Origin of the sequence: Fructobacillus sp. CRL 2054, from assembly GCF_028764065.1 — a bacterium.
Taxonomy (GTDB): Bacteria; Bacillota; Bacilli; order Lactobacillales; family Lactobacillaceae; genus Fructobacillus.
The window spans coordinates 67687-82441 of the sequence record NZ_JACOFN010000002.1; the positions used below are offsets into that span (position 1 = coordinate 67687).

Below are 14755 nucleotides of genomic sequence, written 5' to 3' on the forward strand. Positions count from 1 at the left end.
TTTTTTTTTAGTAGAATTGGTTTTGAATGGTGTAAAAAATTACACTGAATACTATTTTATTAAGGAGTGCCAAATGAAAAAAATAATTATTTCACTATTAGCTCTTGTTGCTGCAGGATTAATTGCATGGGGAGCATTCACACTAGGTACTAAGCATGATTCTAGTGATGATTCAAGTTCATCAAAGACTTCTACAAGTATTTCAAAGAAAAAGTCTAGTGGTACTTCAACAGATGATTCAACATCTGTAACCGGTGGTTCATCAACTAGTTCTTCGCAGAAGCATTCTGCATTTGGTGGACAAGGTGGCGGTCAACCATCAACACCTTCAACAACTGATGTTAATACTGCTAAAGCACAGTTAAAGGCTGCTGGATTCCCAGTGGATGAATGGGCTCCTTCAGATATTGAGAAGATCATTTCGGATGCCCAACAACAGGGAATTTCTGTAGTTGATTATGCTAATCAGAACTATCATAAGTGATGATTGGTCAGTAAGGAAGTAATAGAATGAAAGTTAAACAAATTATTTTAACCATTGCTGCAGTTTCGTCGTTCGGATTAGCGGCTAATGGATTAAACGTAGCCAGTGCAGATGGTGTTCCATCTGTTGTCGCAGGACAGTCTGGTTTACCAGCGATGGATGTTGTGGATGTCGCTTCATACCAAGGTAATCTTTCTGTTGATGATTTTAAGGCAATGAAGGCAGCTGGTATCAAGGGTGTAATTGTTAAGTTGACGGAATCAACTAACTACACTAATCCTTTTGCACGTACTCAGGTTAATAATGCTCGTGCAGCAGGAATGAAAGTATCTGCATATCATTTTGCTCGTTATCGTAGTGCTGATGCTGCTCGTAGTGAGGCAAATTATTTTGCTGATGCGGCCTACAACCTTGGTTTCTCAACCTCCGATTTGATGGTTAACGATGTTGAAGATAAGAACATGGTTGGAAATGATGTATCAGGAAACTCAAGGGTCTTTAATGATCAATTGCATTCACGTGGCTTTTCTGACACTGGTTTATATACCTATACAAACTATAATATGGATCGTTCATTCATGCCAAATAATCGTATTTGGATGGCTTCATACCCATATGAACCTTCATCAAGTCATTTGTGGAATACGCAATACGGTATGTGGCAGTGGACTTCTAATGCCCATGTAAATGGCGTTTCTGGTACTTTTGATATGTCTATTGATTATACAAATATGGCGTCAATTGACTCTGGCTATCGATACGTACCATCAGCTGGTGGATGGCGTTGGGTTGTGAATGGACAGATGTATACAGGATTCCAATATTATATGGGAACATATTATTGGTTTAATAATGGTGTCCGTTCAGATAACTCTTGGCATGAAGCTTGGGGAAACTGGTATTACACTGGTTCCGATGGCCGAGCATATCAAGGTCATCAAAAGGTAGATGGTCAAGATCTCTACTTTGGTGATGATGGAACATATAATTTACGCTCTACAGGTTATATTTATGATCGTTCATCAGAAAATGGTGGATATCGATGGTATGAAAATGGACACCTGTTTACTGGATTCCGCTATTATATGGGAACATATTATTGGTTTATTGATGGTGTTCGTCAAAATGCTGGTTGGCGTAGTGCTTGGGGTATGAAGTATTATACTGATGAAAATGGACGCGCTGTTCAGGGTGCACAAAAAATAGATGGTACTTATTATTATTTCGGTGAAGATAATACGTATTACGAACGTGGTGGGTATTTAGCTGACGGATCATCCTATAATGGTGGTTATCGTTGGTATGAAGATGGTAAGTTATTTACTGGATTCCGTTATTACATGGGAACATATTATTGGTTTGTCGATGGTGTTCGTCAGAATGCCGGTTGGCGACACGCATGGGGCTTCACTTACTATACTGATGCTAACGGTCGCGCTGTGCAGGGTATCCAAACTATTGATGGAAAAACATATAACTTCGGTACTGACGGCACGTATTACTTACGTTAATTAAGCTTTAAGCCACTACTGAGGTAGTGGCTTTTTCTTTATAAACATCTAATAGGAGAAGGAATAGATGCGAATTAAAATGTATAAAAGTGGTAAAACATGGGTAACGACCGCGTTGTTAATAATGGGAATGACAGGTATGATTCAAGCTGGTCAATCTGTTTCAGCGAATGAAAATAATGTTCAAGATGCTGTTGTAAAGATTACCCATCCGGAAAATGGATTTCAAACTGTTGATGGTAAACAATATTATTATGAAAATAACCAGCTTGTTACAAATACTCAGAAAAATATTGATGGAAAAATATACGATTTTGCTGCAGATGGAGTAGCTACTGTTAAAGATGGACTTGTTAAGATTTCCGATCAAGATGGTTATGCTTACTATAAGGAGGGGGTGCGCGTCACTAATCAATTTGTAACTGTTGATAACAATACGTATTATTTTGGTCAATACGGTGAATCATATTCTGGTTTACATACAATTGGTGCTGATGAATATTATTTTGGAGATGACCATAGTTTTACGCTTCGTCGTTCAATTGATAACATTACGATTAATAATGTACCTTATAAAATTGATAGTGAGGGTCGACTAACTGCTATTCATGGTATTTTATGGGGATTTGGTGATTCCACAACTGTAGGGTGGAATCCCTACAACGATGGTAGTCATTCTTATGATTACTATGCGGCGCAGGCATTACAGATGCTGTATAAAAATACTTCTGCTTATTCTGGTACACAGATTGGTCAAGATATGGTCTGGATGACGGATCAAGCTGTTTCTGATCCATCTTTTACTAAAGCAACAGATATAGTTATTGCTATGGGTGTTAATGATTCAAACTATGGGAATCAAAATATTAATACCATTGCGCAGATTTTTCAGGATTCAATTCGACGTTTGCACGCAGCCAATCCCAATATTAAGATTCACATTTTGTTACCACAAGGTGATTTTTTGAATGGGCGTAATAATGACACCATTAATGCAGATGGCTTTTCAATGAATCAGTTGAAAAATGTTTTGACCATGATTGGCAATAGCATGGGAATCGATGTTATTGATGCAGGAGTTGTAACAAACGAAAATCATAATGAAACGATTCCGGATGGTGTTCATCCAACAAATGCTACTTATAAGGCAATTGCAGAAAAAGTTGCTTCTGCTATTTTGAACGATAATCAGCAGTATCAAGATAATGCTCAGCACTACGATCTAGGAAATGTTTCGGGATATGTAAATACACTTACGGGTTGGCGTTGGCTTGAAAATGGTAAAGCCTATACAGGGTTCCGTTACTATATGGGCACATATTATTGGTTTGTGAATGGCGTCCGCCAAAATAGAGGCTGGCATGAAATTTGGGGACATTTATATTACACCGATGATAATGGTCGTGCGGTGCAGGGAATTTATAACATTAATGGCCAAAATTTTGATTTTGGTAATGACGGAACTTATTATATGCGATCGACGGGCTACCTCTATGATGGGTCGTCACAAAATGGTGGTTATCGTTGGTATGAAAATGGCCAACTTTTCTCTGGATTCCGTTACTATATGGGAACCTATTATTGGTTTGTAGATGGTGTTCGTCAGAATGCTGGCTGGCGCCAGGCATGGGGGCTTACTTACTATACCGATGAAAATGGCCGTGCAGTTCAAGGAATACAAATTATTGATGGTCAAGTCTATAATTTTGGAACTGATGGAACATACTATAAGCGGCCAGTTAATGGTTATGTGTACGATGGATCAGCTTATAATGGTGGTTATCGTTGGTATGAAGATGGTCAACTTTTCACAGGTTTCCGTTATTACATGGGTACTTATTATTGGTTTGTTGATGGTGTTCGTCAAAATGAAGGATGGCGACATGCTTGGGGATACACATATTGGACTGATAAGAATGGACGAGCGGTACAAGGTGACCAAATAATTAATGGTCAGCATTATTTCTTTGGAACTGATGGAACTTACTATCTTCGATAGTATATATAGTTTTTAAAAGAAAATAAAAAAATAAATGGTTTCTTGCCATTTATTTTTTTTTCGATATTCTGTTAAAGTGTTTTAAATAAGGAGAAGTGTAAAAATGTCTAGTAAGAAAGTATATGATAAAAAATGAAAAGTAAGTTTATTATCTTTAAAGTGTTAAGTGCCATTATAAGTATTGCTGTGTTGGGTACTGTATACAGTAAACCTGCTGATGCTAGTTTGCATTATACAAGAGCAGATCTTCGTTCCATTATTGATTCGGTGGGGAATTCTGACTTTCGGGCTCCGCAGGTAGAGACAGATGCCTTAAGAAAGGATATTACTGGGGTGACCGGGAAGAATCCAAGTGGTCAAACTGTTCGATTAAATGTTGGGGATACTTGGCATATTCAAAATCCAGATGGTACAGTAGCAAATTATCATGGATATAGACTAGTAGCTGGAATTACATGGTTATCGGACCACAGTACACCATGGTATTATTCAAGAATAGGGCTATTTGCTCAAAAGATTGGTGATGATCAGGATATTTCTTCTTGGAAGTATTTAGGATATGTCTTTAATGATTTTGGAGAGGGAAAACTAGGTAATTCCGATGTGCCCCTAAATAAGATTACTGCAGAGTGGTCTGGTTCATCGGTCTTATTAAATCCAAATGATGATTCATTAAGATTTATTTATACGAACTTTTCTTCAACGGGGCAGTATTTAACAACAGCAAAAGTTTCCGTGGTACCGCAAAATGGTAATGATTGGAATTCTGGATTGAAAATCGATCATTCAAAAACAACAGATCATAAAACCGTATTTGGCGGAGATGGTTCGAAATATGCAAAAGCAGCAACTGGTGGCATTGATAAAACAGCCATGCGTGATCCACATATTATTTATGACAATGGTCAACCATATGTTGTATTCCAAGGAAGTACAGGTAGTTCAGCAGATCAGGCCGGGGAAAATAATTTAACTAATCGTCAGTATTATGGTTTAAGTGATGCTGATTATCAACAATTTGTGAATAAGATAAGAAATCAAAAGGGGAGCGATTTATATACTAGGGTTTTAGAATCAAATAGTACAATTGGAATTATTAAATTAAATTCTGATTTTTCTGTAAACCAAGTTTTTGATCCTTTGGTTACCTTTAATGGAACCGGAATCGAAATGGAACGTGCAAATATATTTGAAAAAAATGGAAAATGGTATATTTTCGCAACTAGTCATGGCAGTCATTTAGCAACTCAAAATAAAAAAATTAATCACGGACAAATTCAATATATGTTTGGATTTGTTTCAGACAATGGAATTACTGGTAATTATAAGCCATTAAATGGTAATGGCTTAGTGCTTGCGAGTGATGATCAAACCGGAAATTGGGAATATTCATTTTTAGTAATACCTAACGATAATAAAAGCAATCGCTTTATGATTACTTCGTTTTTGAATAATCGAACTTTTGCTCCAAGTTATGAAATGGAAATTAATGGTAATAGTACTAAGATTCTTAATGATAAAGTTTTTAACCAAGGTGCACTAACACCAGACGGAAAAAGCTTTAAAACAATTCCGCAAAAAAGTCAAAATTTCTCCGGATATCTTGCTGATGGAAGTGCTGATAATGGTGGATTTCGTTGGTATGAAAATAACAAACTATTTACTGGTTTCCGTTATTATATGGGAACTTATTATTGGTTTGATGATGGTGTTCGGCAAGATAATCAGTTCCATGAAGCATGGGGACATTTGTATTATACTGATGCGAATGGTCGTGCCGTGCAAGGTGACCAAGTAATTAATGGACAGCATTATAATTTTGGTAACGACGGAACATACTATATGCGATCTACTGGATATTTCTATGATGGCTCATCTGAAAATGGTGGGTATCGTTGGTATGAGAATGGTCAATTGTATACTGGATTCCGATATTATATGGGAACATACTATTGGTTTGTAAATGGTGTCCGTCAGAATGCCGGTTGGCGCCAAGCGTGGGGACTTACGTATTACACTGATGCGAATGGCCGTGCCGTACAAGGTATTCAGATAATTGATGGTCAAATATATAATTTTGGAACTGATGGTACGTATTATAAGCGCCCTTTGCAAGGTTACATTGCTGATGGTAGTGGGTACAATGGTGGTTACCGTTGGTATGAAAATGGTCAGCTTTTTTCTGGCTTCCGTTATTATATGGGAACCTATTATTGGTTTGTAAATGGTGTCCGTCAGAATGCCGGTTGGCGTCAAGCATGGGGACTTACGTATTATACTGATGCGAATGGTCGTGCCGTACAAGGAAATCAAGTGATTGATGGACAACATTATTTCTTTGGAACTGATGGTACTTATTACCTTCGCTAAAAGAGTTAGAGTCGTTGGATTATTTTCCTTCGGCTTTTCTTTTTATTTACTTATATATATAATGAATAGGTTAATAAAATATAATTATTTATTCGTTGAGAGGGATAAAATGAAACGTCGTTATTATTATTTAGATGTATTGAATATCTTGGCAACATTTGCGGTAGTGATGTTACATTGTTCTGGATTTGCTTTTACTAATTCTTTTGGAGTTCGATGGGATTTTACCGTTATTATTCAAGTGCTTTTTATTTTTGCAGTTCCTATTTTCTTGATGATTTCAGCAGCAAATATTTTAAATTATCGAGAACGTGAAACTACTGAAATTTTTTTTAAGAAAAGATTTAAGCGAATTGCCACTCCTTTTCTTGTTTGGTCTGTGGTTTGGTTTTTTTACTTTAATCATTATGATTGGCATTATTCAATTAAAAATTTAAACACATACAGTCGATTATTTGATGGCTTATTGCATGGAACGATTCAGCCAATTTTTTGGTTCTTTTATTTAATTATTGGTTTCTATTTATCCGTTCCTGTTTTAAGTAAGATATTCATTAAGGAAAATAAAACTACTATTCAATATTTAATATTATTAAATTTAATTGTAGTAGGAATATGTGGGTATTATTATCAAATTAAGCAACAGCCAGCTTTATCAATTGAAGGATATTTAAGTATTGGAAGCGCAGGTTCAATTGGAATTTTTTCAATAGGCTGGTATTTACATAACTTTTCTCTAGATTACAAAAAGAAATTTTTGTATTATTTTGGAGTTACTTCAGCAATTTTAATGATTATGTTGACTATTTACTTGTCACATAAGAGAGGTGAATACCAAAGAAATGTTTATAGTATATGGGGAATTATGGGGTTAGCTTGGTCAGCTACGATTTTTGAATTTATTAAGGATAAGTTATTCGATTGGAATCCTAATCAACGTATAAAGACAATTCTACGTAACTTGTCTGGCGCTTCTCTTGGTGTTTATGTTATCCATTATTTTTTCGTTGATCATGTTGACCGCTACCATCTAATTGCTAATAATTCATTATTGCATTTATTTATTCTACCTATTATTATATGGGCTGTATCAATTAGTATTATTATGCTAATTAAAAAAGTTCCATACTTGAAGAGAACTGTATAAAAAGAAACGCATGTTATGTGCGTTTTTTTTAGTAAAGACTTAACTAAATATTAAGACTATATATTGTAAAATATTAAGGATAAGCAAAATGAAATGGATTTCAATTTATGCAAGTTGCTAAAAACTATTTATACAATGCAGCCTACCAGTTGCTAAATATTATTGTCCCAATTATTACTCTGCCATACTTGGCGCGAGTTCTTGGTAAAGATGGAGTAGGTATTGCCTCTTGGACCAACTCATTGGTAACTTATTTTCTGCTTATTGCTTCATTGGGTATCGTTACCTATGGATCACGTGAAATTGCCTATATTCATGATGATGAAGAGTTGCGACAGAAAAAGTTCTGGGAAATTCAAATTATCCATTTTCTTGCAGGTGCCGTAGCAGTAGTGCTTTATATTGCATTTATTTATGCTGGTGGGGCAATGAACTCTAGAATACATAATAATGAGCTATTCTTGTGGTACCAAATTTGGGTTATCTTTTCAGGTATTCTTGATATCTCATGGTATTTCATGGGATTACAAGATTTCAAAAAAACAGTTTTACGTAATATGATGATTAAACTGTTAATGACTGTTTTGATTTTTGTTTTAGTTAAGACACCCAATGATGTTGGTGCTTATATTCTTTTATTAGCGCTCTCTCAAGTTGTTGGTAACCTTTCCATGTGGTTTTATTTAATTGGAAAGTTTAAGTTTCCAAAGCTTTCTTCCTTGGAGTTCAATGTTCACTGGAAACCTGTTTTCTTAATGTTTCTACCAACGATTGCAACACAGATCTATTTACAATTAAATAAAACGATGCTGCCATTCATGACAGGCTCAACTGCTTCTTCAGGTATCTATGACAATGCGGATAAAATTATCAAAGTTTGCCTTGCTCTCGTTACATCTGTTGGAATGGTGATGCTTCCACGCATGTCGGCGCATTTTGCAGCAGGTGAAAATGAACAAATGAAAAAGGCGATACATTCATCTATGGATTTTGTTTCTGCCATTGCCATCCCTCTAGCAACAGGAATCGCAGCAGTTGGCCCAACAGCAATGCTTTGGTTCCTAGGTAGGTCATGGGGAGAAGTTGGGACCGCGTTAGTGTTGTTGACACCGATTATCGTTTTCATTGGTTGGTCAAATGTTATTGGTAATCAGTTCTTGATTCCTACTAAACGTTTAAATGATTATACGTGGTCAGTTACCTTTGGAGCGGTATTAAACATCTTCTTAAACTTCTTCTTTATTTATCTTTGGGGAGTGGAAGGTGCAGCCGTTGCAACTGCCTTATCAGAATTGGCTGTGATTGGCTATCAGCTAGTTGTTACGCGTCACGATATGCCGATAATGAAGCATTTTGTTGGACTGTGGCGTTATATTGTAGCAGCGGCAATTATGTATGTAGCTGTCACCGTAGTTGTAGACATGCATGGCATTGGGATTCTCTCAACGTTAATTGAGTCGATTATTGGTGTTATTGTGTACTTACTTGTTTTGGTATTACTACGTGCACCAATCCTAAAGCAGTTGAAGGGAACGCTGTTCTTCCGGTAAACTTTTTTTTCTGGTATAATTAGCGGTTGTGTACAAATAATTTATTAATGGAGAATGGGGCAATGAAAGAAATCTTGTTCTATCGTCTTCCCAAACGTTTATTAGATATTATTGTGTCCTTAGTAGCATTGGTGGTCTTTTCACCATTGTTTCTAATTATTGGACTTTGGATTAAATTCTCGGCGGGAACATCACATGTTTTCTATAGCCAAGACCGTGTTGGTAAGGGTGGAAAGCATTTTAAAATTTATAAGTTTCAATCAATGGTTGATAATGCTGACGAGATCTTGAAGTCGGATAAGGAATTGTACCAACGATTTGTAGAAAATGGATATAAACTACCAACGAAGGAAGATCCACGTATTACAAAGATTGGGGCAGTTCTTCGTCATACTTCACTAGATGAATTACCACAGTTTTGGAATACATTGATTGGAAATATGACTATTATTGGGCCACGACCAGTTGTTGAAAAAGAACTAGTTGAGTATGGTAGCCAGGAAAGAATTGATAAGTTTTTATCAGTTAAACCCGGAGTCTTTGGCTTATGGCAAGCATCAGGGCGTTCAAACATTGGCTATCCTGAACGCGCTAACATTGAGTTAGAGTATGTGGATGAAGCTAACCTTGGTTTAGATTTTAAAATTATGTTTTTAACAGTCATCGCAATTTTAAAGGGCGATGGTGCATATTAGGTTTGGAGAGTAAAATGGATTTTTCGTTTACCGATTTAATGAAACGCTTTTGGAAGTATAGTTGGACAATTGTTCTGACAATGCTAGTATTTGCAGCTGCAGGTTTTGCATATGCGAAGTCTGCTAAGACAATTACTAATTATTCAGCTTCCCGTTTGGTATTAGTTGCCAAGAACAACACTGATGTGAAGGATCCAAATTCACGTTTTTCTGCTGATAAGTCATTGTTGCCAACTTACCAGAAGTTAGCTCAAGATGATGCTATCGTTTCTGAAGTACAGAAAGAATTGCCTTACACTCTCTCAAAGCAAGAAATTTCATCAGCTGTTGTTGTTGAAAACCCAGTTGATACCTTAATGCTTTCTTTTAAAGCATCAGGAGCAACACCTTATAAAGCTAAGACATTAGCTAACATTTATGCTGATGTTTTCTCAAATATTGCTCCACAACTATATGCAGACATGGGTAAGCCTGATTTGCTTGCTAAGGCAACTGGTTCAGATGTGACTCGTTCAGGAATGAAGTCTGCAAAGAAGTTAACTGTATTTGGTGCAGTTGCTGGTTTGATTATCTCAATGTTTATTGTGTTGCTTACCGGTATTCGTCGTAATTATAAAGAAGCTAAGAAGCAAGGATAATCTGTCGGCATGGTGAATTTTCTCCTTCCAATTACATTCTTTTCGAAGAATTATAGTAACTCGGTAGCTGAAACAAGCTCAATGATTGCCTTTCCACTCTTCATTGCTATTATACTTGTCCAACTATTTCGATTTCCTGGCCGGTTAAAGTCAATTTTGCCTTCAAAAACGGCATTGGCCTTAACTGGCTTTTTCTGGGTTATGCAACTCGGTGCAATGGCATGGTCTTATAATCAAACCGGGGAAACAATTCTAACAACTGGAATTATTCATTCAGGAATTATTTTGTTTACCTGGACGTTGACCATCTATGTTGCCTGGGCAGTGATTCAAGTTACGGTGATTGATACAAATGACGAAAAAAACTTTGTTAAATCAGGACTGATTGCATTAGCAATTTATCTAGTGTTTGTTGTCTGCCCACAAATCCTTGTTACCTTAAATAAGGGAGATCTTAGCGGCTATGTTAACCGTTTAGCTGGTCTTTTTGAGCGTCATTGGCGTATGCACGGTCCTAGCTATGATTTTTATCGTAACGGATCCTATGTAACTAGTGAGCACCGTGTCAATGGGTTTGAACCAGAAGCTGCCTTTTTAGCTAATTTGCTTGGTGTTGTTTATCTTCCAATTTTAATGGGGTTAACAGCCACTGGACAGAAATTTTGGAATTGGACGAAAAATCGTTCATGGGACATCGCTTTAAATGTATTTTTTGCCCTATCCCTTTTTGGAATTTTATTCCTGGCTAAAACAACAACTGGGATTCTTACAGCAGGCGTTGCCTTTATTCTTTGGATTATTTGGTCAAAGGGGCGAATGAGAACGGTACTTTTGAGTATTGCTGTTATTGGTCTTGTATTGATTACAGTTGCCTATATTAAGGTACCAACAGTTCATAATCTGTTAAATCAGTTCCTTTTTGCTAAGGGAGGAACTGATAATCGTCTAGGTGGAACAATCGGTCTCTTATTGACCTTTATTACCCATCCAATTTTTGGAGTTGGTTATGGATTTACATCATTTTTTACTTTAAAAAATGTGCCTGAGTATACAACCCATAACTTTGAGTTTGAACATGTCTATTCACAATTCGGTTATCCTAATTTATCTGATTTCTTAGGATGGTTTGCTTCTTTTGGGTTAGTTATTATGATTCCTGCAATATGGTTACTCTTTAGATTAATTGCTCGAACCTACCTGATACGATACCGCTTAAATTCAATGCATCTAACTGTCGAACAGCAGCAATGGACGAGGGGATTAGTTGCAGCATTTATTACAATGATTATTCTGGCAGCTTTTTCCTCAATCTTTGTTATCCAAGTATTCTTATGGCCATACTTATTAATGTTTTTCTTTTATCGAAAGCATATAATGCGGCTTGAAAAGGAGTATAAATAATGAATATCTTTGTGGCAACGCATAAGAAATATGACATTCCTTCAGATGGCTGCTATCAGCCCATCATGGTTGGATCTGCTTTACGTGACAACATTCCAGAAGAATACGAACGTGATGATAGTGGGGAGAATATTTCCGTTAAAAACCCTAATTTTAATGAATTAACCGCAATCTATTGGGCTTGGAAGAATACAAACACTTCAGTTGTTGGCTTAGTTCATTATCGTCGATATCTTGGAACGAAAAGGTCACACGATGTGAAAGATCGTTTAACCAAATCTCAGATTAAATATCTTCTCCGCGATCACGATGTGATTTTGCCTAAGGCTCGTAATTATTTCATTGAAAATCAGCGCAACCATTATTTACATGCTCATGCAAACGAACCATACTTTGCGATGGAGTCTGTGATTCGTGATGATTTCCCAGATTTTTATCCAGCTTTTCAAAAGATGGAAAAGGCGACGAAGGCCCACTTATTTAACATGTTTATCATGAAGCGAGAAGCGTTCGATGATTACGCTAGCTTCTTGTTTGGTGTTTTGGATAAAGTCGAAGGAAAGGTTGACTTATCCACACTAAGTGGACAAGATTTGCGCGTATATGGCTTTCTATCTGAACGCTTAATGGATACTTGGTTGTATACTCGCGGTTATTCGTTTATCGAAGCACCTGTCGTATCGCTTGAGAAGACGAACTGGATTGACAAGGGAACACAGTTCTTAAAGCGTAAGTTTTTCCCTAATTCAAAGAAAAAGGTACATTTCTAATGGCTAATAAGTTTAATACAAAGAACTACGATTACTTGATTGTTGGTGCCGGACCTTTCGGTATGACATTTGCATACGAAGCAGCTAAGCGCGGAAAGCGTTCATTGGTTGTTGAAAAGCGTGCTTTCATCGGTGGAAACACTCATACGCACGTTGAAAATGGAATTACAGTGCACGATTTTGGGGCACACATCTTCCACACGGATAACAAGCAAGTTTGGGATTACGTGCGTCAGTTCGCTGAATTCAACGGTTTCCAAAACCAAGTGATTGCTAACTATAACGGTAAGCTTTACAACTTGCCATTTAACATGAACACTTTCTACCAAATGTGGGGAACGAAGACTCCTGACGAAGCTAAGGCTAAGATTGAAGAACAAAAGACAGCCGCTTTGAAGGAATTGGGTGATCGTCAACCACGTAATTTGGAAGAACAGGCCATCTCACTGATTGGTACTGATATTTACCAAGCATTGATTAAGGGTTACACGGAAAAGCAGTGGGGCCGTAAGGCAACCGAATTGCCAGCCTTTATTATCAAGCGTTTGCCAGTTCGTTTTATCTACGACAACAACTACTTTAACCACCGCTACCAAGGAATTCCTGTTGGTGGTTATACACAAATCTTTGAACACATGGTGGAACGTGCCGATGGTTTGATTGACGTCATGACTGATACGGACTTCTTTGACCACAAGGACGAATTCTTGGCTGAATTCCCTAAGGTACTTTACACGGGAATGATTGACCAGTTCTTCGATTACAAGCACGGTGAATTGGAGTACCGTTCATTGCGCTTTGAATCTGAAACAATTGATTCTGATAACTACCAAGGAAACGCCGTTGTGAACTATACGGATGCTGAAACGCCATTTACACGTCAAATGGAATGGCGTCACTTTGATGGTTTGGCTGACGAAGGTAAGACGATTATTACGCGTGAATACCCACAAGATTGGGATCGCACGAAGGAAGCTTATTATCCAGTTAACAACGAGAAGAACACGGAATTGTACAAGAAGTACGTTCAAGAAGCTCGTGAAAATGCCCCTGAAGTGATGTTTGGTGGTCGTTTGGGTAAGTACCGTTACTTCGATATGGATCAGGTCTTTAACGACGCGTTAAATACTGTTCGTGCTGAATTTGGGATTGATGATGATTTCAACTTCGCACATGATGAAGTGAAGTAAGTTATAATAAAAAGGCTTGACGGCCTTTGTACATATTAAATTAGGGAGAGAAATCATAATGAATCAAGAAAAGGATAAAGTACTTTCTTTAGTTGTTCCGGTTCATAATGAAGAAGATACAATTCATCTTTTTTATCAAGCAATTGAAGAAATCAAACCAAAGATTAATGCTACCATTGATTTTCATTTTATTGATGATGGTTCAACAGACTCAACTTTATCAATTTTGCGTAATCTATCAAATCAAGATGAACATGTTCATTATATTTCTTTCTCGAGAAATTTTGGAAAAGAGGCGGGCCTTTATGCTGGGCTCGAACAATCCACAGGTGACTATGTTGCCGTAATGGACGTCGATCTTCAAGACCCTCCAGAACTTCTACCAGAAATGTTGAATGAGGTTGAATCTGGAGAATACGATGCTGTTGGTACGCGTCGTGCGGATCGAAAGGGCGAAGCAAAAATTCGTTCCTGGTTTTCTTCACAGTTTTATAAGTGGATGAATAAAGTTTCACAAACCCATTTGGTGGATGGTGCTCGTGATTATCGTGTCATGACCCGTCAAATGGTTAATGCTATTCTTTCAATGTCTGAGAATCAGCGTTTTTCAAAGGGAATTTTTACTTGGGTTGGATTTAAAACAAAGTACATTCCTTTTGAGAATCGTGAACGTGTGGCAGGAAATACCTCTTGGTCTTTTTGGTCCTTAGCAAAGTATGCAATTGAAGGGATTGTTTCCTTTTCAACGATGCCTCTAACTATTGTTACCTTCCTGGGATTAATCAGTTTTGGTGCATCAGTTTTAGCTGGAATATTTATTGTAATTCGAGCACTAGTTTCAAACACCTCAGTTGCTGGATGGCCTTCAATGGTGACAATCATGTTATTTATCGGTGGCATTCAAATGTTAAGCCTCGGAATTATTGGTCGTTATATCGCTGCAATTTTTATGGAAACAAAAAAACGACCAATTTATATCGCTAAAGAAGAAAAGTAGAAT

General features: G+C 37.1%; 12 protein-coding genes. All 12 read left to right on the forward strand.

Annotated elements, in window-relative coordinates:
- Window positions 1–73: 73 nt before the first annotated feature.
- Window positions 74–484, forward strand: coding sequence for a hypothetical protein (locus H7198_RS01225; RefSeq protein WP_274457988.1), 411 nt, complete (start codon window positions 74–76; stop codon window positions 482–484).
- Window positions 485–510: 26 nt separating this feature from the next.
- Window positions 511–1995 carry a GH25 family lysozyme gene (locus tag H7198_RS01230; RefSeq protein WP_274457989.1) on the forward strand — a complete coding sequence of 495 codons (1485 nt, stop codon included), beginning with the start codon at window positions 511–513 and terminating at the stop codon, window positions 1993–1995.
- A 67-nt stretch (window positions 1996–2062) separates the two neighbouring features.
- The gene (locus H7198_RS01235) at window positions 2063–3994 is read left to right on the forward strand and encodes a GDSL-type esterase/lipase family protein (protein ID WP_274457990.1); all 1932 of its coding nucleotides are present in this window, start codon (window positions 2063–2065) and stop codon (window positions 3992–3994) included.
- 132 nt (window positions 3995–4126) lie between these two features.
- On the forward strand, window positions 4127–6364 hold the full coding sequence (locus tag H7198_RS01240) for a glycoside hydrolase family 68 protein (RefSeq protein ID WP_274457991.1): 2238 nt from the start codon (window positions 4127–4129) through the stop codon (window positions 6362–6364).
- 109 nt (window positions 6365–6473) lie between these two features.
- Window positions 6474–7511, forward strand: a complete 1038-nt coding sequence (locus tag H7198_RS01245; RefSeq protein WP_274457992.1) for an acyltransferase — start codon at window positions 6474–6476, stop codon at window positions 7509–7511.
- Window positions 7512–7618: 107 nt separating this feature from the next.
- Window positions 7619–9061: a flippase gene (locus tag H7198_RS01250; protein ID WP_274457993.1), complete on the forward strand. Its 1443-nt coding sequence runs from the start codon at window positions 7619–7621 to the stop codon at window positions 9059–9061.
- Window positions 9062–9123: 62 nt separating this feature from the next.
- Window positions 9124–9756: a sugar transferase gene (locus H7198_RS01255; protein WP_274457994.1), complete on the forward strand. Its 633-nt coding sequence runs from the start codon at window positions 9124–9126 to the stop codon at window positions 9754–9756.
- Between the two features lie 14 nt (window positions 9757–9770).
- The gene (locus H7198_RS01260; RefSeq protein ID WP_274457995.1) at window positions 9771–10394 is read left to right on the forward strand and encodes a YveK family protein; all 624 of its coding nucleotides are present in this window, start codon (window positions 9771–9773) and stop codon (window positions 10392–10394) included.
- An 81-nt stretch (window positions 10395–10475) separates the two neighbouring features.
- Window positions 10476–11795, forward strand: coding sequence for an O-antigen ligase family protein (locus H7198_RS01265; RefSeq protein ID WP_274457996.1), 1320 nt, complete (start codon window positions 10476–10478; stop codon window positions 11793–11795).
- Window positions 11795–12565: a DUF4422 domain-containing protein gene (locus tag H7198_RS01270; RefSeq protein ID WP_274457997.1), complete on the forward strand. Its 771-nt coding sequence runs from the start codon at window positions 11795–11797 to the stop codon at window positions 12563–12565. Before H7198_RS01265 ends, H7198_RS01270 begins: the two co-directional genes overlap by 1 nt.
- On the forward strand, window positions 12565–13755 hold the full coding sequence (gene glf, locus H7198_RS01275; RefSeq protein WP_274457998.1) for a UDP-galactopyranose mutase: 1191 nt from the start codon (window positions 12565–12567) through the stop codon (window positions 13753–13755). The genes H7198_RS01270 and glf overlap by 1 nt, the downstream gene beginning before the upstream one ends.
- 58 nt (window positions 13756–13813) lie before the next feature.
- Window positions 13814–14752 (forward strand): glycosyltransferase family 2 protein, encoded by a 939-nt coding sequence (locus H7198_RS01280; protein WP_274457999.1) that lies wholly within the window; start codon window positions 13814–13816, stop codon window positions 14750–14752.
- Window positions 14753–14755: the final 3 nt, after the last annotated feature.

Coding starts and splice junctions, on each gene's coding strand:
- H7198_RS01260 (WP_274457995.1), top strand. CDS start 9,771: ATGGATTTTTCGTTTACCGATTTAATGAAACGCTTTTGGAAGTATAGT.
- H7198_RS01270 (WP_274457997.1), top strand. CDS start 11,795: ATGAATATCTTTGTGGCAACGCATAAGAAATATGACATTCCTTCAGAT.
- H7198_RS01230 (WP_274457989.1), top strand. CDS start 511: ATGAAAGTTAAACAAATTATTTTAACCATTGCTGCAGTTTCGTCGTTC.
- H7198_RS01250 (WP_274457993.1), top strand. CDS start 7,619: ATGCAAGTTGCTAAAAACTATTTATACAATGCAGCCTACCAGTTGCTA.
- H7198_RS01235 (WP_274457990.1), top strand. CDS start 2,063: ATGCGAATTAAAATGTATAAAAGTGGTAAAACATGGGTAACGACCGCG.
- H7198_RS01240 (WP_274457991.1), top strand. CDS start 4,127: ATGAAAAGTAAGTTTATTATCTTTAAAGTGTTAAGTGCCATTATAAGT.
- H7198_RS01280 (WP_274457999.1), top strand. CDS start 13,814: ATGAATCAAGAAAAGGATAAAGTACTTTCTTTAGTTGTTCCGGTTCAT.
- glf (WP_274457998.1), top strand. CDS start 12,565: ATGGCTAATAAGTTTAATACAAAGAACTACGATTACTTGATTGTTGGT.
- H7198_RS01245 (WP_274457992.1), top strand. CDS start 6,474: ATGAAACGTCGTTATTATTATTTAGATGTATTGAATATCTTGGCAACA.
- H7198_RS01255 (WP_274457994.1), top strand. CDS start 9,124: ATGAAAGAAATCTTGTTCTATCGTCTTCCCAAACGTTTATTAGATATT.
- H7198_RS01265 (WP_274457996.1), top strand. CDS start 10,476: ATGATTGCCTTTCCACTCTTCATTGCTATTATACTTGTCCAACTATTT.
- H7198_RS01225 (WP_274457988.1), top strand. CDS start 74: ATGAAAAAAATAATTATTTCACTATTAGCTCTTGTTGCTGCAGGATTA.